This window comes from Micromonospora sp. DT15, assembly GCF_049841475.1.
GTDB lineage: Bacteria > Actinomycetota > Actinomycetes > Mycobacteriales > Micromonosporaceae > Micromonospora.
The window spans coordinates 192,481-213,150 of the sequence record NZ_JBNCKJ010000008.1 but is presented as its reverse complement, the minus strand read 5'-3'; the positions used below and the strand labels follow the sequence as shown (position 1 = coordinate 213,150).

Here is a 20,670-nt window from a genome sequence, read left to right as displayed (position 1 = left end):
CCCGGGGGGTTAGGGGGTTTGGGGCCAGGTGGGGGTGCGGCCGGTCTGGGTCAGGAGGTGGGCCAGGTTGGGTGCCAGGTCGGGGGTTGGGCCGGGGGTCGGGGTGGCGGGTGGGTCGGCGAAGACGCCCATCTTGCGGGCGGTGGGGCCCAACCGCTCCACCAGCGCGTGCAGCTCGGCCACCGCCTCCGGGGCTGGCTGGTACGGCTGGCCGGTGGCGACCGCGAGATCCCAACCGTGCACGGTCAGGTCCAGCAGGGCCATGCCGCCGATGACGGGTTGTGGCATGCCCATGCCCGGCGACACACCCTCCAGGGTGGACGGATCCGACCAGGCGGTCACCAACCGGCCGGTCTCCGCCTCGAAGCGGTCCCGCCAGCCGTCGCCCAGGTGATCGGGCTTCTCGGCCCACTCCACCTGTCGCTTCTCGGCCAGGTCCTGAAAGTTGACCACCACCTGGAAGAGGTGGTTGAGCAGATCACGGACCGAATAGTCGCTGCACGGGGTGGGCAGATCCAGTTGGTCGTCGGAGACACCGCGTACGACGTCGACGGTTCGCGGCGCGGCGGCCGCCAGCAGCTCGCTAGTCTGAGTGGACATAGGGCCAGCGTATGAGGGTGGTCTTGAACAAATGCGACAGCGACCGCGTGGCGACAGCCGGGGAATTCTCGACCCCGGACGCCTGCTGCGCGAGATGCGCTTCCGCCGACACCTGCCGGCGGAGTCGCTGCGCCAGTGGGTCGAGCACTACTGGTTGATCGACTGGGCGTTGAGCGCGCCGTTCGAGCAACGGGTCGTGCCGCACCCGGCGGTGAACGTGGTGTTCCGACGGGACGACGACGGGCCCGAGTCCGGCGAGGTGGCCGGGGTGGGCCGCGACCTGTTCCGGATCACGCTCAACGGCACCGGCCGGGTGTCCGGGGTGCAGTTCCGCCCCGGCGGCTTCCACCCGTTCTGGCGGCGGTCGGTCAGCGAACTGACCGGCCGTAGGGAGCCGCTGCCCTTCGGCCGGTTGGCCCACCCGGACGTCCCGGTGGGCGCGGGCGCATCCCCCACCTCGGGTGCCAGCGACGACGAGCGCTGCCGGGCGATGGACACCCTCCTCACCGCCTGGCAGCCGGAGCCGGACCCGCTGGCCGAGGAGGCCGTCCGACTGGCCGAGGCGATCCGTACCGACCGCACTGTGCTGCGCGTCGACGACTTCGCCGCGCGGCACGACGTTCCGGTCCGCCGGTTGCAGCGGCTGTTCATCGAGTACGTGGGGGTCGGGCCGAAGTGGGTGATCCGCCGCTACCGGCTCCAGGAGGCGGTCGAACAGGCCACCGGTGGCCCGCTGAGCTGGGCCGATCTCGCCGCCGACCTCGGCTACAGCGACCAGGCCCACCTGGTCCGTGACTTCACCGCCGTGGCCGGGGTGTCCCCCGCCGCGTACGCCCGCTCGGTGCGCTGAGAAGGCCGGGAAGCTTGCAGAGCTGCGAAAGCCGCAGGTCAGCGACGCCGCAGGACGACCACGGCGACGTCGTCCTGGATCTCCGGTGGGGCCAGTTCCACCAGCAGGCGGGCGCAGAACTGGTCCAGGTCACCGTCGACAGTCGCGGCGACCCCGGCCAGTGCGGCCAGCCCCTCGTCGATGGTGGCGTCCCGTCGCTCGATCAGCCCGTCGGTGTAGAAGACCAGCGTGGCCCCGGCCGGCACCACGAACTCCAGGTCGGCCGGGCGCGGGGCGCGGACGCCGAGCAGCGGCGCGGAATGCTGCACGAACTCGACCTTGCCGTCCGTGACCAGCAACGGTGGAAGATGCCCGGCACTGGCCAGCCGGACCCGTCCGGTCGGCGGGTGCAGCAGCAGCACGCAGAGCGTCGCCAACTCGTCCGGCAGCAGCGTCCGCATCAGCTCGTTGACGCGGTGCAGGATCTCGCCGGGCTGGTGGCCCTCGACCGCGTACGCCCGCACCGCGTGCCGCAGCTCGGCCATCACTGTCGCCGCGTGCAGCGAGTGGCCGGCGACGTCCCCGATCGCGAGCAGCAGGTGACCGTCGAGCATCACCAGCTCGTAGAAGTCGCCGCCCACCTCGGTCTGCGCGCTGGCCGGCTCGTAGCGCACCGCGAGGTCCAGGCCGGCCACCCTGGGCAGCCCTCGCGGGAGCAGGCTGCGTTGGAGCGTGACAGCGATCCGGTGCTCCTCGTCGAACGAGCGCTGCCCCTCGACGGCCGCCGCCACCGCCTGGGCCAGTTGCTTGAGCACCGGGGTCTGCGCGGTCTGGGTGGCGGTCGGAACCACCACGTACAGCGGGGCCCGGTCCTCGCGCAGTCGGGCGGCGGCGACTGTCACTGTGTCGTCCGCCGGCCAGTCGACAAGCGCCCAGCTCTCCGGGGCCTCCACCCGCACCGTGGCGCCGGTGGGTACCCCGGTGTCGTCGACGACCCACGGCACCACGATGGCCGCCGTGCCGGGTCCGGCGCAGACGCCCGCGAGGCAGTCACCGTCGAAGGTTTCGGCGACCACCGCCGCCGGGCTTCTGAAGATCTGGGCGGCGCCCTCGGCGGCGGCCTCCAGCAGACGCGCGAAGGTCGGCGCGGCGTGCACCGCGACTGTCGTGTCGGCCAACCCGAGCAGCCGCTCGGCGAGCAGTTCGGCACGCTGCCGCGCCTGGTAGTAGCGCAGCACCGCCCGGGTGGTGGCGATCAGCTCCTCGGGCTCGATCGGCTCGGTCAGGTACGCGTCAGCGCCCCGGGTCAGCCCCTGGGCACGGTCGGACACGTCCACGGCGTGCGCCGACACATGGATCACCGGCATCGCCGGGTGCCGCATCTTGATCTGTTCGCAGACCTCGTAGCCACTCAGGTCGGGCAGCCGGACGTCGAGGACCACCAGGTCGATCCGGTCCACCTCGACCCGAGCCAACGCCTCGGCGCCGTTCTCGGCCTCCAGCACTGTGAACCCGGCCCGGGTCAGCCAGCTGACCAGCAGGTAACGCTTGGTACGACTGTCGTCGACCACCAGGATGGTTGTCGGCATGCCGTCCACGCCGTCACGCCCCGCCTGTGGGTAGGGAGACGGTGAACGTGCTGCCCTCGCCCTGCGCGCTGGTCAGCTCCAGTGACCCACCGAGCAGCGTCACCAACCGCCGGGCGTACGGCAGACCGAGGCCGGTGCCGCCGACCCGGGTGGCGCCGGGGATCTGGTAGAACTCCTCGAAGATCCGGTCGTGCAGCTCCGGGGCGATGCCCGGCCCGGTGTCGCTGACCTCGAACTGCCAACGGTCGCCGTGTTGACTGGCCCGCAGCCGCACCTCGCCGCGCTCGGTGAACTTCAACCCGTTGTGCAGCAGGTTGCGCAGCACCTGACCGAGCAGCACCTCGTCGGTGCGCAGCAGGGCTGGCCCGGTGAGCTCCTCCACGACGAGCTCCACCTCCGGGCGGGTGGCCAGCGCGCGCAGGGTGCCGCGTAGTTGACCGAAGAGCGGCCGCAGGTCGACCTCGGTCACGTCCGGCTCGATCCGACCGGACTCCGCCTTGGCCAGGTCGAGGAGTTCGTTGACCAGGTTGAGCAGGTCCGCCGCCGATGAGCGGATCAGATCGACCTGGCGGCCCTGCTCGTCGGTGAGCGGGTCGGAAGCGGAGTCGGTGAGCAGCCGCCCCAGGCCGATGATCGCGGTGACCGGCGCGCGCAGTTCGTGGCTCACGTTGGCCAGGAACCGGCTCTTCGACTCACTCGCCGCGCGGAGCTGGGCCGACTTCTCGTCCAGCTCGGCGTAGAGGGCGACGACGCCCCGGTTGGTCTCCTCCAACTCCTCGGTGAGCTGGTTGTAGAGCGCCAGCACGCCGCGGTTGGTTTCGGCCAGCTCCTCGTTCAGCACGGCCAACTCGTCGCGCTGACTGCGCACCTCGTCCAGTGCGGAGATGAGTTGGCCGTTCTGCACCGTCAACTCGTCCAGCGCACTGCTCGGCGCGGTGCGGCCGAGTTCGGTACGGAACTCGGCGAGCCGCTCCGGGGTCGGCATCGGCGCGTTGGCCGGGACTCGTCGGGACATCCGTACGACCGTAACCCCCTCGACGGTCGACACGCTCAGTGTGTCGACCAGTCGGGACACCGCGCCGGACTGCGGTTGGTAGCGGTCGTCCGGCAGCGGGGACACCGGGGCCAGGTCGGCGCGCAGGTGGAACCGGCCGTCGGCGCCCGCGTCGACGTGGAAGGAGACGTCCGCTCCCCCGGCCGTCCGCAGCAGGTCCCGGGCGACCTCGCTGAGCGCTGTGGCGATCCGCACCTGGTCCTGGTGTTCGAGGCCGACCACCGCGGCCACCTCGCGCCCCCGCTGGCGGATCACGAAGATGTCCTGTTCGACCCGCAGCGCCATCTGCAGCAGCGGCTGGGCCGAAGGTTCGTCGGTCATACCAAGGACCTTGCGACAAGTACGCAGGCGTCGTCGCGCCGCACACCCGCGTCACGCAGCAGCGTCGCCGCCATCACCAGTGGTGACTTCTCCGTCAGGCCCGGGTAGTCGGCCAACCGCCACCGGTCGGCCACCCCGTCGCTGTGCATCACCAGTCTGGCGCCCGGACCGAACGGGTACGCGTACTCCCGGATCGTCGGCCGCTGGTGCCCGGCGATGCCGGGCAGCGAGACCAGCCCGCGACGCTTGTCGTCAGCATCGACGACCACGCCGGAGATGTTGCCCAGGCCCGCGTAGTGCAGCACCCCGGCCTCGGGTGCCAACTCGGCGACCGCGAGTGCGGCACCACGGGTGTGCGACATGCCGCGGTGCAGGTGACCGACCACCGTCGCCGGTGGGCCGGCCGGGGCGTTGCGGAACGCGGCGAGCGCCGCGTCGGTGGCGGCCCCGGCCAGCGGGCCGTGCCCCAATCCGTCGCTGACCAGCACCTGGTGCCGCCCGTCGGCGACCCGGACGGCGTACCCGTCGCCGCTCACCGTCTCGCCGGTCAGCGGTCGGGTGAGAGCGCCCGCCCAGGACGGGGACGGCCGTGCCTCGGCAGGCCAGACCTGCACGGCGAGGACTGTGCCCCGGCCGGGCAGCGAGTATCCGTCGAACCAGCTGGCCTGCCGGACGATGGCACCCAGACCGATGCCGAGTGTGCCGGTGGTGGAGTGCCCGTCCTGGGAGGAGACGGTCAGGTCGGCCATGCCGGGCCCGGAGTCGATCGCCACCAGCTCCACGCCGGCCAGCCCGTCCCGGCGTACCGGTCGGAGCAGCAGGACACCGTCGTCGGCGTGCTTGACCAGGTTGCTGGTCAGCTCGGCGGCGACGATGGCCAGGTCGGCGATGCGCGCCCCGCTCATCTCCACCTGCGCGCCGAGCCGTTCGGCGGCACGCCGGACGGCACTCGCGGCGCTGCTGGACTCCACTCGGAACCAGATGCCACTGTCGGTGACCGCGTCGGCGTTCACCTGGACCACTTGGTGACGGTGATCCGCGTACCGGTCTCCGCTGACGTCTCGATCTGGAACTCGTCGACCAGGCGTCGCGACCCACTGAGCCCGAGGCCGAGGCCGCCGCCGCTGGTGTAGCCGTCGGTCATCGCCAGATCGAGGTCGGCGATGCCCGGCCCGGAGTCGGCGAACACGATCTGCACGCCCTTGCGTCGGCCGTTGTCCACGACTGTCACCTCGACCGAACCGCCGCCGCCGTACACCAGGGTGTTGCGGGCCAACTCGCTCGCCGCGGTGACCACCTTGGTCTGGTCGACGAGGGACAGTTTGCTGGCCACCGCCACGGCGCGGACCAACTGCCGGACGCGCACCACGTCCTCATCGCTGCGGACCGACTGCGCCTGTGGCTGGCCCAGGTCGACGCCCGCGGTCATGGCGTGGCCGTCTCGGCGTCCGGATCGTCGTCGAGCTGGTGGTCGAGCTCGTCGGCGTGGGCAGCCGCGATCAGTTCCATGCCGCGCTCGACGTTCAGCGCGGTACGGATGCCGTTCAGCGACAGCCCGAGTTCGACAAGGGTGATGGCGACGGCCGGACGCATCCCGACCACCACCGTCTCGGCGTCGAGCACCTTGGAGATCGACGCGATGGCGGAGAGCATTCGCCCCACGAAGGAGTCGACGATGTCCAGCGCGGTGATGTCGATGATGACGCCGTGGCAGCCGGTGTCCACGATCCGCTCGGCCAGATCCTCCTGGAGCTGGACCGCCGTCTGGTCGGACATGTCGAGCTGGATGGAGACGAGCAGGATGTCGCCGATCTTGAGGATCGGTACGCGTTCCATCAGAAGCCCCGGCGCGGCTGGCGACGGGCGGTCTCCACCCCGGTGAGCCGCAGCACGTGGCGCAGCGCGTCGGCGAGGCTCGCCTTGGTGGCGATGTCACCGAACTCGATGCCGAGCGCCACGATGGTCTGCGCGATCTGCGGGCGGATGCCCGAGATGATGCAGTCGGCGCCCATCAGTCGGGCGGCCACCACGGTCTTCAGGATGTGCTGGGCGACCTGGGTGTCCACCGCCGGTACGCCGGTGATGTCGATGATCGCGTACGGCGAGCCGGTGTCGACGAGGGTCTGCAGCAGGCGCTCCATGACCACCTGGGCCCGGGCCGAGTCCAGGGTGCCGACCAGCGGCACGGCGACGACGCCCTCCCAGAGCTTGACCACCGGTGTGGAGAGCTCGAGCAACTGCTCGGCCTGGTCGGCGATCAGGCTCTCCCGGGTGCGGACGAAGCTCTCGAACGTGAACAGGCCCATCTCGTCGACGAGCCTGGAGAAGGCGACGTAGTCCGACAGCGCGTTCGGGCCCCCGGCCTCCTGCAACAGTTCGGCCAGCACGTCCTTCAGCGCGAAGACGCTGATCGTGGTCTCGGTGGCGGAGAAGCCCTGCCGGGCCCGGCCACGAGACAGCTCGGAGAGCGCGGCGCGCAGTTCGGCGGCGCTTTCGGCGGACAGGTCGATGGTGCCCTGCTCGCTCGTGGCGACGATGGCGCCGTGCAGATCCTGGACCTGCCGGCGCAGCTCTGCCTGGCTCAGCCGGCCCCGCAACGAACTGGTGACGATCTCGGTCCACCGAGTCGTGACCCGTTCGTCCTGCCCGCTGAGCAGCGCGGCGAGCCGACCACTTTCTTCGGTGCTCAACGCCATTTCGAACCCCCTTGACCTGGACCGGGCGGACTCTATCACCGGGGTCTGATCAACTACTTGCCCCGTAGCAACGGAATGACGATGACCACCGGAGGACGGCTCCCGTTCTACCTCCGGGGGTGGTCGTGGGATACCGTTCCCCCGATAACAGGAGGTCTGGCGAATGTCGTTGACGGTGCACACGGAACAACGCGGCGACGTGGTCGTCGTGGCGGTCGCGGGCGAGCTGGACATGGCCACCGCACCGCAGCTGCAGGACCAGATCACCGACCTGCTCGACAAGGGCCGCAACCGGCTGGTGTTCGACCTGGCGGACGTCTCGTTCTGCGACTCGACCGGCCTGTCGGTCTTCGTCCGCGCCAAGAACAGCTGCGACGAGGCCGGCGGCGTGGTCCGGCTGGCCGCCCCGCAGCGCGGCGTGCTGCGCATCCTTGAGGTGAGCGGGCTGGTCGAGGTGCTGCACACCTACCCGACGGTGGATGAGGCAGTCGCCGGCGAACCGACGCCGGCTTCCTCCTGACCTGACCGTCGGCGTGCGTCACTCGTCCTCGACGTAACGGGGACGAGCGATCGCCATGCCCGCCGTCGTCTGCACGGCGAGGGCACCCAGCAGGAACCCGATCGGCGCGGTCCAGCCGCCGGTGGCCTCGTAGAGGATGCCGACCATCAGCGGGCCCAGGGCGGCGATCACGTACCCCGTGCTCTGCGCGAACGCGGAGAGCGCGACGGTGCCCTCGGCGGTGCGGGCGCGTAGGCCGATGGCGGTCAGGATCATCGGGAACGCGCCCTGCCCGATCGCCAGGAGGGCGACCCAGAGCAGCGCGGCGCCGTGCGGTGCGAGCGCCAACCCCAGGTAGGCCAGTGCCGACGCGGTGGTCAGCCCGAGCACCAGCGGCCGCAGGCTGCCGAGCCGACCGGCCAGGGTGGGCATCAGCAGCGCGATCGGCACGCCGAGCGCGGTCACCCCGGCGAGCAGCAGCCCGGCCGACTCCGGCTGGTAGCCGGCGTCACGGAACAGTTGGGCCAGCCAGCCCATGATCGCGTACCCGCTGAGCGACTGCGCCCCGAAGTAGACGGCCATCGCCCAACCGAGCCGGGTCCGCGCCGGCCGGACCCGCGTGGGCGTGGCGACGACCGCCGTCGGGGTCACCCGCCGCGCCGCGGCGCGGGCCCGCAGCGCCAGTGGCACCCACGGGAGTACGGCCACCGCGGCCATCGCGGCCCACACGCCGAGCCCGGCCCGCCACGACCCGAAGGCGTGCGCGATCGGCACCGCGGAGGCGGCGGCCACCGTCGTACCCACTGTCAACGCCATCGTGTACGCGCCGGTGACCAGGCCGGTGCGGTGCGGGAAGTGCTGCTTGACCAGCATCGGCAGCAGGATGTTGGCGACCGCGATGCCGGACAGCGCCAGCGCGCTGGTGAGCACGAAGATCAGGGCCGAGTCGGTGGCGACCCGGAGCACCTGGCCAACGGCGAGGGCAAGCATGGCGACCACCAGCACCCGGGCCGGCGCCACCCGGCGGACCAGCCACGGGGTGAGCGCGCCGAGGCCGGCGAACGCGATGGTCGGCAGGGTGGTGACGAGGCCGGCGGTGACGCCGGAGAGGCCCAGCCCGTCGCGGACCTCGTCGAGCAGTGCGCCGAGGCTCGTCACCACGGCGCGCAGGTTGAGCGCGACCAGCAGCATCCCGACCAGCACCAGCGCGCCACCGGTCGCCGGGTGCGTCCGCCGGCCGGTGCCGGGGTCCCGCGTCGGACGACTATCGATGGCGACGGGGGCGGGCAGCGCCGGAGCGGCGGTTGGTGGCGGGGTCATGACCCTTAACCTACAATCATGGGATGAATTTGGGACCGGTGATGTAACCAGTGCCACCGTCGGTTGAATTCCCCTCCGCGCCGCCGGCACCGCCCCGCGGCCAGCCCGCCGTGCCACCGCGCGGCCACCGGGTCCGGCAGACCACCGAGCAGCTCCGCGCCCGCATCCTCGGCGGCGAATGGCCCGTCGGAGGGCGCATCCCCACCGAGCCACAACTGGTCGCCGCGCTGGGCGTCGGGCGCAACACGGTCCGTGAGGCGGTCCGCGCCCTGGTGCACGCCGGGGTGCTGGAGTGCCGGCAGGGCTCCGGCACCTACGTGGTGTCCACCGACGAACTGGCCCCGGTGGTCGCCCGCCGACTCGGCGACGACCGGATGACCGAGGTCATCGAGGTGCGCCGCGCGTTCGAGGTGGAGGCCGCCCGGCTCGCCGCGTTGCGGCGTACCCCGGAGGACCTGGCGGCGCTCGACGGCGCGCTCGCCCAACGCGAGGCCGCCTGGCACGGCGGCCGGGTCGACGCGTTCGTCGAGGCCGACGCGGCACTGCACACGGCGGTGGTCGCCGCCGCGCACAACGCCATGCTCGCCGAGCTGTACGCCTCGGTGGGCACCGCCCTGCGCAGCACAGTCGCCCAGGCCATGGGCGATGAACTCACGCCCGAGCGCTACGTCGACCACACCCGGCTGGTCGAGGCGATCCGGGCCGGCGATCCCGGCCGGGCGGCGCTCGAAGCCGGCGCTTTTCTGGAACCCGCCGAACGGGCATAGGTTGTGCCCGACAGAAAAGCGGACACCTCGGGAGTACGAATGCTCAAGGGCTTCAAAGACTTCATCATGCGCGGCAACGTCGTCGACCTGGCGGTCGGTGTCGTCATCGGCGCCGCGTTCACGGGCGTGGTCACCCAGCTGACCAAGTCGTTCCTCGAACCGCTGGTCCGGGTGATGATCGTGCTGATCACCGGGAACAAGAACGGCCTCAGCGGTTCGACCCCCAAGTTCCGGGAGATCCCGTTCGACTGGGTGGCGTTCGTCAACGCGGCCATCACCTTCCTGCTTACCGCACTGGCGCTCTACTTCCTGGTCGTCTACCCGATGAACCGGCTGGCCGAGCGGCGCAAGCGGGGCGAGGAGCCGCCGCCCTCGGCGCCGAGCGAGGAGGTCAAGCTGCTCACCGAGATCCGGGACGCCCTGGTCTCCGCCGGCCACACCACCCCCGGCCAGCAGCGTGGGGCGCTGGACGACGTGCTGGGCCGCCGCCCGGAGCCGCCGACGCAGCGCTGACCCGAACGGATGCACATCGGCCCCTGCGGGATTCCCGCAGGGGCCGCATCTTCTCGTACGTGTGTTCGATAGAGTCCCGCCATGGAGCAGCGAAAGCACTGGTGGAACGGGAAGTGGGGGCGGCTGGCCCGGCGGGACGTCTTCCTGCGGGTGGACGCCGACCGCTGGCACGTCGAGCAGCGGGCCGGCGGCGCCGAGGGCATCTCCCGTTTCTACGAGTACGGCAGTGCGGACGAGGCCGAGGACACCGTCCGGGCGCTGCTCGACGGCCCGGACACCTGGCGGGAGCTGTCCCCCCGCCCGCCCGGCGGCTGGACCCTCCCGAACACCTGAGTGCGCGGAACACCGTGCACGGGCGCGAGGGTGCCGGATGCGTCTGCTGCGTGCCGTCTCTGCTGGGTGCTGGAGGCCGCCTGCTGCGTGCCACTGGTGTGGCGGCCCGCCGCCGCCACCTTTTGCGCGGGCCGTGGAGGCGGCATTGCTTTTGGCGGTGATGACTGTGAGGCATCAATATGACTCACAGTCATCACGCTCCCGAGCCCATCGCCTCCGGACCAGCCACCTCCGAGCCCATCGCCTCCGGACCGGTCACCTCCGAGCCACTGCTCTGGAACGAGGTGCGACCACACCGAGGCCACCGCTGCCGCTGCGCGGCGGGTGGGAGGGACGGGCAGGCGGGCCGGCAGCGGACGGACGGGGTGGGTGGGCGGCGGCGTTTAGCGGCGCGCTGCTCTGGGAACCGCACCGGGATGGACCAGCAGGACGAGCAGCAGGCGACCATCTCGCGGATCACCACCGGGATGCCGGTGATCGACTCAGCTGGCACCGAGGTCGGCACCGTGGACCTCGTCCAGCGGGGTGACCCGAACGCGGTGACCGTCCAGACACCGACCGCCGACCCGGGCAGCAGCCTGGACGAGCTGATCGAGGCGACCGCGGTCGAGGAGCCGGACGTCCCAGCCGATCTGGCGGCGCGACTGCTGCACAGCGGCTATCTGAAGGTCTCGACCGACCTGACCCGCACGGGCGCGGTCTACGTACCGGCCGACCGGATCGGGTCGGTGGCCGACGGCCGGGTCCTCCTGGCCGTCGGGGTGGCCGACCTGCCGCCCGAGGAGTGACCCAACCGCCCTGATCGACTCGGGTTCACGGAAATCGGGGTGTCCGGAGCCTCGGGACGGCCCGACTTCATGAAACCCGAGTGGATCTGCCCGGCGCGGCGGAGACGGACTCGTCCGGCGGGGCGGGGGCAGGCTCGTCCGGCGGGGCGGGTTGGCGGCGGTGGAAGAGAAGCAGCATCAGGCAGCCCGCGACCAGGCCCCAGAACGCGCCGCCCACGCCGATCAGCGTCACCCCGGACGCGGTCACCACGAAGGTGACCACGGCGGCCTCCCGAGTCGCCGGGTCGGTCACCGCCGCGGCGAGCGCGGTGGCGAGGGCACCCAGCAGCGCCAGCCCGGCGACCGCCTCAATGAGGATCGGTGGGGCGACCGCCACCAGCGTGGTGGCCACGCCGGCGCCCAGTCCGAGCACGGCCAGCCCGACACCTGCGGTGACCGAGGCGATCCATCGCCGCTCCGGGTCGGGGTGCGCGTCGGGGCCGGCGGCCAGCGCGGCGGTGATCGCCGCGAGGTTCACCGCGTGCCCACCGGCCGGGGCGGCGAGCAGACTGGCCAGGCCGGTGGTCCGCAGTGCGGCGCCGAACGGCGGCCGGTAGCCGTAGCCGACCAGCACCGCCATGCCGGGCACGTTCTGCGCGGCCATGGTGACCAGGAACAGCGGCAGGGCCACCCCGACGAGCGCGGACGCGTTCCAGGCTGGCGCGGTCAGCGTGACCGACGGGATCAGCGCGGCAGCGGTAAGGCCGGTCGGCGGTGCGGTCAGTGCGATCGCCGCCACGGCCACCACCAGCGCACCGGGCACCGCCCAGCGTCGGGCGAACCGGTGCAGCAGCAGCCAACCGACCACCACCGATCCAGCCACCACCGGCAGCTCGACCAGCGCGCGGACCGGGGCGGTGCACAGCGGCAACAGCACCCCGGCGAGCATGGCGCCGGCCACCGGCTTGGGGATGGCGGCTACCGCGCGGCCGAGCGGCGGGAACAACCCGGCCGCGACGATCAGCACACCGGAGACGAGGAAGGCGCCCACCGCTACCGGCCATCCTCCCGGCGGTGGCCCGGTCGCCACCAGCAGCGCCGCGCCTGGAGTGGACCAGGCCACGCTCATCGGTATCCGGTACCGCCAGCCCAGCCAGGCGGCGGCGAACCCACATGCCACGCAGAGAGCGAGCAGGCCGGAGGCGGCCTGTGCGTCCGACGCGCCTGCCGCTCGGAGCCCGGCCAGCACGACGGTGAACGAGCTGGCGAAGCCCACCAGCGCGGTCACCACCCCAGCCAGCACCGGTTGCACGCGTCCGGCCACCACACCCCTCCCGACTGTTCCGTTTACGGAACGGAAGCGTGTAGCACGATAGCCGGGTGCCGCACCCACCACCAGCCCCGCGCCCGGGCCTCGACGTGGATCCCGCCGTCGTCGGGCGCCGCGTCCGCGCCCTGCGCGAGGAGCAGGGGATGTCGCTGTCCACACTCGCCCGGCTCGCAGGTGTCGGAAAGGCCACCCTCTCCGGCCTGGAGCACGGCACCCGCAACCCGACCCTGGAGACGCTCTGGGCGGTCACCGCGCAGCTCGGCGTACCGCTGACGGCGGTGCTGGCGGAGCCGGCCGCCGGGCCCACAGTGCACGGCACCGCGGTCACCGCCACCCTGCTGGAGGTGTTCACCGACACCGACGCGACCTACGAGCTGTACCGGATGCGGGTCGCGCCCGGGCCGGGCCAGCTCTCCCCCGCCCACCCGGCGGGAGTCACCGAGCACGTCACCGTGTTCGCCGGGGTGCTGCGCGCCGGGCCGGCCGACGCACCGCTGACGGCCACGGCCGGTGGCCACCTCCGCTGGGTGTCGGACGTGCCACACAGCTACGCGGCGGTGGGCGACGAGGAGGTCGCCGCTAGCCTGCTGCTGCGCTATCCGCGCCGCTGAGACCGCGCCGATCGGTCACGGACCGTCGACCTCGTCGACGATAATCGCAATCATTTCTCGACCTAGGTAGGAGGCGTAGAGACGAATGCCGGTTGTTCTTGGCAAGCTTGACCCCATGACGCTGATCCTCCGCTCGGTCATCCTCAACGACATCGGCTTGGTGCGCACCAACAACGAGGACTCCGCCCTCGCCGGTGACCGCCTGATCGCGGTCGCCGACGGCATGGGTGGGCTGCCTGCGGGCGAGGTGGCGAGCGAGATCGTGATCCGGATCCTGGACGAGCTGGCTCCCCCCACCGACCCCGACGGCGCCGCCGACGCGCTGCGTGCCGTGGTCAGCACCGCCAACCAGCGCATCCACGCCGCCATCACCGTCGACCCGAGCCGGGACGGCATGGGTACGACGCTCACCGCGGCGCTACTGGCCGGGGAGACGCTGGTGCTGGCCCAGGTAGGCGACTCCCGCTGCTACCTGCTGCGTGAGGGGGAGCTGACCCAGCTCACCCGGGACGACACGTTCGTGCAGGCGCTTGTCGATCAGGGGACCCTCTCTCCCGAGCAGGCCCGCCACCACCCGCAGCGGTCCCTGGTGACCCGGGCCGTGCAGGGCGCCGACACCCCACCGGCGGTCGGGGTGCTCACCGTGGTCGCCGGTGACCGGCTGCTGCTGTGCAGCGACGGGCTCTCCGACTACGTCGAGGACGAGGCCATCGCCGCGGCCCTGGGCATGTACGCCGACCGCCAGCAGTGCGGTGAGCAGTTGGTGAAGCTGGCTCACCACGCCGGCGCACCGGACAACGTCACAGTCGTGGTCTCCGACGTCGTCGCCCGCTGACCCCGTACGGCTCCCTCGGCGGCTCACCCGAACCGACTGGTTCGGGTACCGCTGCCACAGTAGGTGGTTGTGCCATCTAGCTAGCGCCGCTACTGTCCGACGCGTGGATTCCGACCGGCGCGGGCAGTGGCTGCGGGGGGTGCTCGACATCTGCGTCCTGGCCCTGCTGTCCAAAGGCGAGTCCTACGGCTACCAACTCGCCCAGGCGCTCGACGCGGCGGGCGTCGGGCCGATCCAGGGCGGCACGCTCTACCCGGTGCTGCTGCGCCTACAGAAGACCGGCCTGGTGACCGCGCAGTGGCGGGAGGGCAGCGCCGGGCCGGCCCGCAAGTACTACCGGCTCACCGACGACGGGCACGCGGCGCTCCACGCCGGCGGCAGCGCCTGGCTCACCTTCGTCCGGCCGGTGAACGACATCGTCACGAAGGGGGTCACCCGGTGAACGCCGACGATTGGCTGCGCACGCTCACAGCCGAGCTGCACCAGCGCCGGGTCGCAGCGGACGCCGCACGGCACGTGGTCGCCGAGGCCGCCACGCACCTACGCGAGGGCGGCGGCGACCCCTGGGTCGTCTTCGGCCCACCCCAGCAGTACGCGGGCGCTGTCGTGGAGAGCATCGGCACCGCGCCCGGCCCGCGCCCCGGGCCGGTCCGGCTGCACGCGGCAGGCATCACCAAGCGGTACGGACGGCGAACCGTGCTGCGCGACGCCACGCTCACCGTCCGGGCCGGACAGATCGCCGCCGTCGTCGGCGCGAACGGCTGCGGCAAGAGCACCTTCCTCCGGATCTGCGCCGGCCTCATGTCACCGGACGCCGGTGAGGTGACCGTCTCCGGGCGGCTCGGCTACTGCCCGCAGTCTGGCGGCACCGCCGACTTCCTGCTCGCCGACGAGCACTTCGTGCTGGTCGGCGCCGGTCAGGGTGTGGCCCGGGGCCCGGCCCGCCGCGCCGGTCGGGCGGCGGCCCGGCAGCTCGGCTGGGAAGCGGGCGGCGACGTGCAGGCCCGCCACCTGTCCGGCGGCACCCGACAGAAGCTCAACCTGACCATGTCCACGCTCAGCGCCCCCGACGTGCTGCTGCTCGACGAGCCGTACCAGGGCTTCGACCAGGGCACGTACGTCAACTTCTGGGACCAGCTCAGCAGGTTGCGCGACGCCGGCGCGGCCATCGTCGTGGTGACCCACCTGCTCAACCAACTCGACCGGGTGGACATCGTGCTCGACCTGACCCCGGCACACGAGTCCGGGTGGCACGCGCCCGGCATCCAGGGAGGCCGCCCGTGAACCGGCTCGTCACCGTCGCCGAGATGACCCTGCGGGAGCTGCTGCGGCGTCGAGGCGTACTCCTGCTGTTGTTGTTGATGCCGTTGACCTTCTACCTGATCCGGCGGGACGCCTACCTCGGGCAGTCGGTTCGCTCGCTGCTGCTCGGCGTGGGTTGGGCGGTGAGCACCGCCGCGCTGTTCGCCACGACCGCGGCCCGCGAGCTGGAGCCGAGGCTGCGGCTGGCCGGCTACCGCCCACACCATCTCTATCTCGGTCGGATGCTCGGCCTGTGGACGGTGGGACTGGTCATCTCCGTACCCTTCTTCCTGCTCCCGATGATCGACGGCGCGGACCTGCGGTACGGCGGCCTGGCCGCGGCGCTGCTCTGTTCCGTCGCGGTGGCGGCGCCGTTCGGAATGCTGATCGGTGCGCTGCTGCCCCGCGAGTTGGAGGGCACGCTGCTGCTGCTCACAGTGGTGACGGTGCAGATGCTGATCGACCCGGCCGGGTCGGGGGCGAGGTTGACGCCGTTCTGGTCGAGCCGGGAGATCGCCACCTGGACGGTCGACAACACCGACCAGGGCTACCTCTCCCGTGGCCTGCTGCACGGGGTCGCCGTCACCGCCCTGCTGGCTCTGGGCGTGGCCGCGGTGGCCAGCGTCCGCCTGCGCCGCCGTCGCCACCTGCGGCACCTGCCGGTCGGCTGACGCCGGGCCGGCCGCGGATCGGGCCAATCCGGTTGCTGCGACCCGCGCGGCGGGTTGAGATGGGCGAATGACCATTCGCCGGGTGACCGACGACGACCGTCTCACCACCAGCTTTCCGCTTGCCGCGTACGCCTTCGAGTCCTCGCCGCTCAGCGCCGCCCGGACGGCGGAGTTCCGCGACTACCTGCCCTACAACCAGGGCAACCGGACGTTGATCGCCGAGGAGGACGGCACCACGTTGGCCGCCGTCTCGGCCATCCCGATGCGACAGAACCTGCGCGGGGTGGTGCTGCCGATGGCCGGTGTCGCCGGGGTGGCTACCCATCCGCTGGCCCGCCGGCAGGGACACGTCCGGACGTTGCTGCACCAACTCCTCGACGAGATGCGCGACGAGGGCCATCCGCTCAGCGCGCTCTATCCGTTCCGGCCCAGCTTCTACGCCCGGTTCGGCTACATCGGGCTGCCCAAGCCGCGCCGGGTCACCTTCACCCCGGCCAACCTGGGCTCGCTGCTCCGGGTGGACCTGCCCGGCGAGGTCAGCTGGGAACGCGTCGCCGCCGGCTATCCGGCATGGCGGGCGTTCACCGAACGCAACCTCCAGGAACGACACGGCTTCGCAATCTTCCCGGAGAACCGGGCGGTCGGGATGCGTGACCGCGACGAGTACTGGCTGCTCACCGCCCGGGTCGGCGGGGAGGTCACCGGCGCGGTGACGTACCGGATCGACGAACACGGCGGCACGCTGCACGGCAACGAGCTGCTGGTCACCGACCCGCTCGCGCGGGCGCTGCTGTTGCAGTTCTTCGCCCGGCACGTCGACCAGATCGAGCGGATCACCGTTCAGGTTCCGCCGGACGAGTTGCCCGAGCTGTGGCTGACCGACCTGGACGTGCACGTCGAGGCCCGTACCCAGGTGCCGGGCTCGTCCGCGCCGATGGCCCGACTGCTGTCGCTGGACGCGCTGAGCGGGCTGCCCGCGGGCCCGGGCCGGGTGCGGATCGAGCTGACCGGGGACCGCTGGTTGGCCGGCACCCACCTGCTCGACGGCACAACCGGGGCGCTGGAGTTGGTCGACGACACCACCGGCCACGCGCCGACCGCCACGCTCACCGCCGCCGGTCTCTCCGCCCTCGCGTACGGGGTGCTGGACCCGGCCGAGCTGCCACTGCGCGGTCTGGGCGAGGTGCCGGTGGACGCCGCCACGGAGTTGCGCAGCCTCTTCCCCCGGCGGGTGCCGTACCTCTTCGCCGACTTCTGAGCCCTCCTCACAAAACGGGTTTGTCGCCTCGGCGAACGTGGGTACGGTCCCGCGAATGCCGGAGTGGTTACAGGCGGGTGGATGGGGGTTGCTGGCCGGGTCGGCTCTGCTGGTCGGGGCGGCGGTCGGCTGGTTCGCCCGGGTGCCGCAGCGCCTCATCGCGTCGATCATGGCGTTCGGCGCGGGAGTGCTGCTCTCCGCCGTGTCGTTCGAGTTGATCGCCGAGGCGCACGCGCAGGGCGGGCTCCTGCCCACCGCTCTCGGCGCTGCCGCCGGCGCGGTGATCTACACAGTGGCCAACCTGGCTCTCGCCCGGCACGGCGCCCGGCACCGGAAGCGGTCCGGCGATCAGCAACCCTCCGAGAGCGAGCAGCCCGGTTCCGGCTCGGCGCTCGCCGTCGGCGCGCTGCTCGACGGCGTACCGGAATCGGTCGTGATCGGCGCCAGCCTGCTCGGCGGCGGCGCGGTCAGCCTGGTCACGGTGGCGGCGGTGTTCCTCAGCAACGTCCCGGAAGGGCTGTCCAGCGCCGCCGGCATGCGCCAGGCCGGCCGCACCCGACGGTACGTGTTCCTGCTCTGGACCGGGATCGCGCTGATCAGTGGCGTCGCCGCGCTGGTCGGCAACACGCTGCTGGGCGGCGCGCCGCCGGAGGTGATGGCCGCCATCACCGCGTTGGCCGCCGGCGCGATCCTCGCCATGATCACCGACACCATGGTCCCGGAGGCGTTCGAGAACGCGCACCTGCTGGTCGGTCTGATCACAGTCGCCGGCTTCCTGACCGCCTTCGCCCTCTCCCACACCTGATGACGGCGTCTTAGCGGTGCATTAAACCGGCCCGGCGGATTCGTCGTGACGCCGTAGCGGCTCCTAGCATCACGGGGTGCGCATGAGTTCGCTTGCCGCTCTCCTCGTTCTCGGTGTCGCCACCGCGACCCTGCCCGCCTGCGCGCCCAACGACCCGGCCCCCACCTTCGAGGCCGGCTCGACCGCCTCGCCGACGGTCCTGCCCACCGGCGGTCAGGGTGAGGCGCCGGGGGCTCGCGACGGCCTCGGCGGCCCGGGGGTCAGCGCCAGCCCGAAGCCCGCCAGTAAGGTGCTCGCCGCCGGCAACCCGAACGGCAGGGCCACCGTGCCGGCCGAGGCGCGAGCGGTGGACACCTCGAAGCCGACCCGGAGAATCGGCACTGGCACCCCGGCGAGTTGCACCTCCGCGGCGGTGGTGAAGGCCGTCGCGGCCGGCGGAGTCATCACGTTCAACTGTGGACCGGCCCCGGTGACGATCAAGATGGCCGCCACCGGCAAGGTCCGCAACGCCAACGGGCCGAAGATCGTGCTGGACGGCGGCGGCACCGTCACGCTGAGCGGCCAGGGGCAGCGCCGGATCCTCTACATGAACACCTGCGACGAGGCCCAGGGCTTCACCACCTCGCACTGCCAGAACCAGGATCACCCGCAGCTCACCGTGCAGAACCTCACCTTCGCCGACGGCAACTCCACAGGCGAGAAGGCCGAGGGCGGCGGCGGTGGGGCGATCTTCGTACGCGGCGGGCGGCTGAAGGTGGTCAACTCGCGCTTCGTCCGCAACCGCTGCGACCGCACCGGCCCCGACCTGGGTGGCGCGGCCGTCCGGGTGCTGAGCCAGTACGAGAACAAGCCGGTGTACGTGGTGGGCAGCACCTTCGACGGCGGCTCCTGCTCCAACGGTGGGGCGCTGAGCAGCATCGGTGTGTCGTGGGTGGTGCTGAACAGCCTGCTCAGGAACAACGAGGCAATCGGCAGCGGTGCCAACCCGGCCAAGTCCGGTACGCCCGGCGGCGGCAGCGGCGGCGCGATCTACTGCGACGGCAACGAGTTCACCGTACGGATCGCCGGCACGATCATCGAGAACAACACTGCCAACGAGGGCGGCGGCGCGGTCTTCTTCGTGAGCAACAACCGCACCGGCACGATGAGGATCGAAAACTCGACCCTGCGGCGCAACCCCAGCGCCACGTTCGAGACCCGTGGCTTCCCCGGCATCTTCTTCCTGGGCGCCCGCAACCCCACCCTCACCAACTCCAAGCTCTCCTAACCCAACCCCGCCCCCACCCCACCCCGCCCCTGCCCTCGTGCCCCCCGGCGCTGGTGATCAAGAGGTTTCGGTCATCGGGGCGGGTTCTCTGACCGAAAGCTCTTGATCAACAAGCTGAGGGGTGGGGCGGAGCGGGTGGGGTGGGGTCAGTAGGGGTTTCCTTCGCCTGGAGGGCGGGCGTGGAGGAGGGCGGATGGGCGGCCGGGCAGGTTCGGTGCGCCGGACATCGGAGGGCTCGACGTGTGGTCGCCGTCGGCCATTCCGGCGAAGAGTTCCTTGAGCGCCGTCAGCGCGCTGATCTTTGGCTGCCAGCCCAGCTCGGTCTCCGCGCGCTCGCTGGACATCAGCGGGGCGTTCAGACCCAGCTCCACCCAGCCCGCGTCGACCGGTTGCAGCCGCGCCCGCCAGGTCAGCGCCGCCGCCGCCCGCAGCACCGGCGCGGCGACCGGCACCGTCCAACCATGGAAGTGCCGGGCCACCAGCTCCGGAGTGAGCACCGGGTCCGCGGCGACGTTGAAGGCTCCGCGCGCATCACCCAACACCGCCCGCGCGTACGCGTCAGCCACGTCATCGGCGTGCACCGCCTGCATCCGCAACCGGCGGTTCGCCGGCACCAGCGGGATCCGGCCGAAGCGCAGCAGCCGTACCGGCGCCAACGGGCCGAGGAAGTAACGCGTGATCTCCGCACCGGCGGCCCGCTGGAAGATCAACCCGGGGCGCATCCGTACCACCCGCAGCGTCGGGTGATCCCGTTCGAGGCCGTCCAGCAGCGCCTCCACCTCCGCCTTGTGCTCGCTGTACGACGAACCGGGCACACCGGTGGCCGGCCAGCGCTCACTGATCGGGTGGTCCTTCGGGCCGGGCGCGTAGGTGCCGACCGACGAGGCGTACACCAGGGCTGGCACGCCGGCCTGGACCACCGCGTTGATCACCGCCCGGCTGCCCTCGACGTTGGTTCGGCGCAGCACCCGCTGGTCGTGGCTGGGCTGGATCTGCCAGGCCAGGTGCACCACCGCGTCCGCACCCGCGAACACCTCGGCGAGCTGCCCGGCCGCGCCCGGCGCGCCGATGTCGCAGGAGTGCCACTCCACCTGGTCGTACGGCTCGCCGGCATCCGGGCCGGGCAACCGTCGAACGACACCGGCCAGCTCAACGCCCCGCTCCCGGCGCAGCCGCCGCAGCAGCGCCGTACCGACGTTGCCGCTCGCCCCCACCACCACGATCCGCATGCCCGACCCCGTACCCGCCCAGCAGCAGCTCAACCGCCCACCAGCGCGGCGGAGGCCCGCCGCCCCGCCGCTTG

General features: G+C 71.9%; 24 protein-coding genes. 14 read left to right on the top strand and 10 right to left on the bottom strand.

Annotation, left to right across the window (positions count from 1 at the left end):
* Nucleotides 1-9 precede the first annotated feature (9 nt).
* Nucleotides 10-600, bottom strand: coding sequence for a TIGR03086 family metal-binding protein (locus ACLQ3F_RS19485; protein WP_425850578.1), 591 nt, complete (start codon nt 598-600; stop codon nt 10-12).
* Nucleotides 601-631: 31 nt separating this feature from the next.
* Between ACLQ3F_RS19485 and ACLQ3F_RS19480 the strand changes: the two genes are divergently transcribed.
* Entirely contained in the window at nt 632-1,450 is an 819-nt protein-coding gene (locus ACLQ3F_RS19480) for an AraC family transcriptional regulator (protein WP_425850576.1), read from the top strand.
* Between the two features lie 38 nt (nt 1,451-1,488).
* Here ACLQ3F_RS19480 and ACLQ3F_RS19475 read toward each other — a convergent pair whose 3' ends face one another.
* The 6 genes from ACLQ3F_RS19475 to ACLQ3F_RS19450 are packed head-to-tail and all read right to left on the bottom strand — an operon-like array spanning nt 1,489 to nt 7,089.
* Entirely contained in the window at nt 1,489-3,018 is a 1,530-nt protein-coding gene (locus tag ACLQ3F_RS19475; protein ID WP_425850573.1) for a SpoIIE family protein phosphatase, read from the bottom strand.
* 13 nt (nt 3,019-3,031) lie between these two features.
* The gene (locus ACLQ3F_RS19470; protein ID WP_357201048.1) at nt 3,032-4,393 is read right to left on the bottom strand and encodes a sensor histidine kinase; all 1,362 of its coding nucleotides are present in this window, start codon (nt 4,391-4,393) and stop codon (nt 3,032-3,034) included.
* Nucleotides 4,390-5,406: a SpoIIE family protein phosphatase gene (locus ACLQ3F_RS19465; RefSeq protein ID WP_425850744.1), complete on the bottom strand. Its 1,017-nt coding sequence runs from the start codon at nt 5,404-5,406 to the stop codon at nt 4,390-4,392. The genes ACLQ3F_RS19470 and ACLQ3F_RS19465 overlap by 4 nt, the downstream gene beginning before the upstream one ends.
* Nucleotides 5,403-5,822, bottom strand: a complete 420-nt coding sequence (locus ACLQ3F_RS19460) for an anti-sigma regulatory factor (protein ID WP_347664737.1) — start codon at nt 5,820-5,822, stop codon at nt 5,403-5,405. The genes ACLQ3F_RS19465 and ACLQ3F_RS19460 overlap by 4 nt, the downstream gene beginning before the upstream one ends.
* Nucleotides 5,819-6,229 carry an STAS domain-containing protein gene (locus tag ACLQ3F_RS19455; protein WP_355004782.1) on the bottom strand — a complete coding sequence of 137 codons (411 nt, stop codon included), beginning with the start codon at nt 6,227-6,229 and terminating at the stop codon, nt 5,819-5,821. The genes ACLQ3F_RS19460 and ACLQ3F_RS19455 overlap by 4 nt, the downstream gene beginning before the upstream one ends.
* The gene (locus tag ACLQ3F_RS19450) at nt 6,229-7,089 is read right to left on the bottom strand and encodes an STAS domain-containing protein (RefSeq protein WP_425850570.1); all 861 of its coding nucleotides are present in this window, start codon (nt 7,087-7,089) and stop codon (nt 6,229-6,231) included. Before ACLQ3F_RS19450 ends, ACLQ3F_RS19455 begins: the two co-directional genes overlap by 1 nt.
* A gap of 163 nt (nt 7,090-7,252) precedes the next feature.
* Between ACLQ3F_RS19450 and ACLQ3F_RS19445 the strand changes: the two genes are divergently transcribed.
* Nucleotides 7,253-7,609 (top strand): STAS domain-containing protein, encoded by a 357-nt coding sequence (locus tag ACLQ3F_RS19445; RefSeq protein WP_030332365.1) that lies wholly within the window; start codon nt 7,253-7,255, stop codon nt 7,607-7,609.
* A gap of 18 nt (nt 7,610-7,627) precedes the next feature.
* Here ACLQ3F_RS19445 and ACLQ3F_RS19440 read toward each other — a convergent pair whose 3' ends face one another.
* Nucleotides 7,628-8,908 carry an MFS transporter gene (locus ACLQ3F_RS19440; protein ID WP_425850567.1) on the bottom strand — a complete coding sequence of 427 codons (1,281 nt, stop codon included), beginning with the start codon at nt 8,906-8,908 and terminating at the stop codon, nt 7,628-7,630.
* Nucleotides 8,909-8,958: 50 nt separating this feature from the next.
* Here ACLQ3F_RS19440 and ACLQ3F_RS19435 point away from each other — a divergent pair, with 50 nt between their 5' ends.
* The 4 genes from ACLQ3F_RS19435 (at nt 8,959) to ACLQ3F_RS19420 (ending at nt 11,309) form a co-directional block, all read left to right on the top strand.
* Nucleotides 8,959-9,675: a FadR/GntR family transcriptional regulator gene (locus ACLQ3F_RS19435; protein ID WP_425850565.1), complete on the top strand. Its 717-nt coding sequence runs from the start codon at nt 8,959-8,961 to the stop codon at nt 9,673-9,675.
* A 39-nt stretch (nt 9,676-9,714) separates the two neighbouring features.
* Nucleotides 9,715-10,188 carry a large conductance mechanosensitive channel protein MscL gene (mscL, locus tag ACLQ3F_RS19430; protein ID WP_112586336.1) on the top strand — a complete coding sequence of 158 codons (474 nt, stop codon included), beginning with the start codon at nt 9,715-9,717 and terminating at the stop codon, nt 10,186-10,188.
* Nucleotides 10,189-10,269: 81 nt separating this feature from the next.
* Nucleotides 10,270-10,521 (top strand): hypothetical protein, encoded by a 252-nt coding sequence (locus tag ACLQ3F_RS19425; protein WP_030332357.1) that lies wholly within the window; start codon nt 10,270-10,272, stop codon nt 10,519-10,521.
* 416 nt (nt 10,522-10,937) lie between these two features.
* Entirely contained in the window at nt 10,938-11,309 is a 372-nt protein-coding gene (locus ACLQ3F_RS19420; protein ID WP_091395802.1) for a hypothetical protein, read from the top strand.
* A 67-nt stretch (nt 11,310-11,376) separates the two neighbouring features.
* Here ACLQ3F_RS19420 and ACLQ3F_RS19415 read toward each other — a convergent pair whose 3' ends face one another.
* Nucleotides 11,377-12,612, bottom strand: coding sequence for a benzoate/H(+) symporter BenE family transporter (locus tag ACLQ3F_RS19415; protein WP_425850563.1), 1,236 nt, complete (start codon nt 12,610-12,612; stop codon nt 11,377-11,379).
* 56 nt (nt 12,613-12,668) lie between these two features.
* On the opposite strand from ACLQ3F_RS19415, the gene ACLQ3F_RS19410 reads away from it, so the two are divergent.
* The 8 genes from ACLQ3F_RS19410 (at nt 12,669) to ACLQ3F_RS19375 (ending at nt 19,367) form a co-directional block, all read left to right on the top strand.
* On the top strand, nt 12,669-13,229 hold the full coding sequence (locus ACLQ3F_RS19410; RefSeq protein ID WP_357222243.1) for an XRE family transcriptional regulator: 561 nt from the start codon (nt 12,669-12,671) through the stop codon (nt 13,227-13,229).
* A gap of 115 nt (nt 13,230-13,344) precedes the next feature.
* Nucleotides 13,345-14,064 carry a PP2C family protein-serine/threonine phosphatase gene (locus ACLQ3F_RS19405; RefSeq protein WP_355004776.1) on the top strand — a complete coding sequence of 240 codons (720 nt, stop codon included), beginning with the start codon at nt 13,345-13,347 and terminating at the stop codon, nt 14,062-14,064.
* Nucleotides 14,065-14,167: 103 nt separating this feature from the next.
* Nucleotides 14,168-14,506, top strand: a complete 339-nt coding sequence (locus tag ACLQ3F_RS19400; RefSeq protein ID WP_357201024.1) for a PadR family transcriptional regulator — start codon at nt 14,168-14,170, stop codon at nt 14,504-14,506.
* Nucleotides 14,503-15,348, top strand: coding sequence for an ATP-binding cassette domain-containing protein (locus tag ACLQ3F_RS19395; RefSeq protein ID WP_357201021.1), 846 nt, complete (start codon nt 14,503-14,505; stop codon nt 15,346-15,348). Before ACLQ3F_RS19400 ends, ACLQ3F_RS19395 begins: the two co-directional genes overlap by 4 nt.
* On the top strand, nt 15,345-16,037 hold the full coding sequence (locus tag ACLQ3F_RS19390) for a hypothetical protein (RefSeq protein ID WP_357201018.1): 693 nt from the start codon (nt 15,345-15,347) through the stop codon (nt 16,035-16,037). Before ACLQ3F_RS19395 ends, ACLQ3F_RS19390 begins: the two co-directional genes overlap by 4 nt.
* Before the next feature lie 67 nt (nt 16,038-16,104).
* Nucleotides 16,105-17,295, top strand: coding sequence for a GNAT family N-acetyltransferase (locus ACLQ3F_RS19385; RefSeq protein ID WP_425850558.1), 1,191 nt, complete (start codon nt 16,105-16,107; stop codon nt 17,293-17,295).
* Between the two features lie 55 nt (nt 17,296-17,350).
* Nucleotides 17,351-18,100 carry a ZIP family metal transporter gene (locus ACLQ3F_RS19380; RefSeq protein ID WP_425850557.1) on the top strand — a complete coding sequence of 250 codons (750 nt, stop codon included), beginning with the start codon at nt 17,351-17,353 and terminating at the stop codon, nt 18,098-18,100.
* An 82-nt stretch (nt 18,101-18,182) separates the two neighbouring features.
* Complete coding sequence (locus tag ACLQ3F_RS19375) at nt 18,183-19,367, top strand: hypothetical protein (protein ID WP_425850742.1); 1,185 nt, start codon at nt 18,183-18,185, stop codon at nt 19,365-19,367.
* 146 nt (nt 19,368-19,513) lie between these two features.
* Here the strand turns inward: ACLQ3F_RS19375 and ACLQ3F_RS19370 are convergent, their stop codons facing one another.
* Complete coding sequence (locus ACLQ3F_RS19370) at nt 19,514-20,596, bottom strand: NAD-dependent epimerase/dehydratase family protein (protein WP_425850555.1); 1,083 nt, start codon at nt 20,594-20,596, stop codon at nt 19,514-19,516.
* Nucleotides 20,597-20,670: the final 74 nt, after the last annotated feature.

Excerpts from the sequence above, each read along its gene's own strand:
- ACLQ3F_RS19440 (WP_425850567.1), bottom strand. The coding sequence starts at position 8,908 with ATGACCCCGCCACCAACCGCCGCTCCGGCGCTGCCCGCCCCCGTCGCC.
- ACLQ3F_RS19370 (WP_425850555.1), bottom strand. The coding sequence starts at position 20,596 with ATGCGGATCGTGGTGGTGGGGGCGAGCGGCAACGTCGGTACGGCGCTG.
- ACLQ3F_RS19450 (WP_425850570.1), bottom strand. The coding sequence starts at position 7,089 with ATGGCGTTGAGCACCGAAGAAAGTGGTCGGCTCGCCGCGCTGCTCAGC.
- ACLQ3F_RS19380 (WP_425850557.1), top strand. The coding sequence starts at position 17,351 with ATGCCGGAGTGGTTACAGGCGGGTGGATGGGGGTTGCTGGCCGGGTCG.
- mscL (WP_112586336.1), top strand. The coding sequence starts at position 9,715 with ATGCTCAAGGGCTTCAAAGACTTCATCATGCGCGGCAACGTCGTCGAC.
- ACLQ3F_RS19470 (WP_357201048.1), bottom strand. The coding sequence starts at position 4,393 with ATGACCGACGAACCTTCGGCCCAGCCGCTGCTGCAGATGGCGCTGCGG.
- ACLQ3F_RS19485 (WP_425850578.1), bottom strand. The coding sequence starts at position 600 with ATGTCCACTCAGACTAGCGAGCTGCTGGCGGCCGCCGCGCCGCGAACC.
- ACLQ3F_RS19420 (WP_091395802.1), top strand. The coding sequence starts at position 10,938 with ATGGACCAGCAGGACGAGCAGCAGGCGACCATCTCGCGGATCACCACC.
- ACLQ3F_RS19475 (WP_425850573.1), bottom strand. The coding sequence starts at position 3,018 with ATGCCGACAACCATCCTGGTGGTCGACGACAGTCGTACCAAGCGTTAC.
- ACLQ3F_RS19460 (WP_347664737.1), bottom strand. The coding sequence starts at position 5,822 with ATGACCGCGGGCGTCGACCTGGGCCAGCCACAGGCGCAGTCGGTCCGC.
- ACLQ3F_RS19480 (WP_425850576.1), top strand. The coding sequence starts at position 632 with ATGCGACAGCGACCGCGTGGCGACAGCCGGGGAATTCTCGACCCCGGA.
- ACLQ3F_RS19425 (WP_030332357.1), top strand. The coding sequence starts at position 10,270 with ATGGAGCAGCGAAAGCACTGGTGGAACGGGAAGTGGGGGCGGCTGGCC.
- ACLQ3F_RS19385 (WP_425850558.1), top strand. The coding sequence starts at position 16,105 with ATGACCATTCGCCGGGTGACCGACGACGACCGTCTCACCACCAGCTTT.
- ACLQ3F_RS19445 (WP_030332365.1), top strand. The coding sequence starts at position 7,253 with ATGTCGTTGACGGTGCACACGGAACAACGCGGCGACGTGGTCGTCGTG.
- ACLQ3F_RS19455 (WP_355004782.1), bottom strand. The coding sequence starts at position 6,229 with ATGGAACGCGTACCGATCCTCAAGATCGGCGACATCCTGCTCGTCTCC.
- ACLQ3F_RS19405 (WP_355004776.1), top strand. The coding sequence starts at position 13,345 with ATGACGCTGATCCTCCGCTCGGTCATCCTCAACGACATCGGCTTGGTG.
- ACLQ3F_RS19375 (WP_425850742.1), top strand. The coding sequence starts at position 18,183 with ATGAGTTCGCTTGCCGCTCTCCTCGTTCTCGGTGTCGCCACCGCGACC.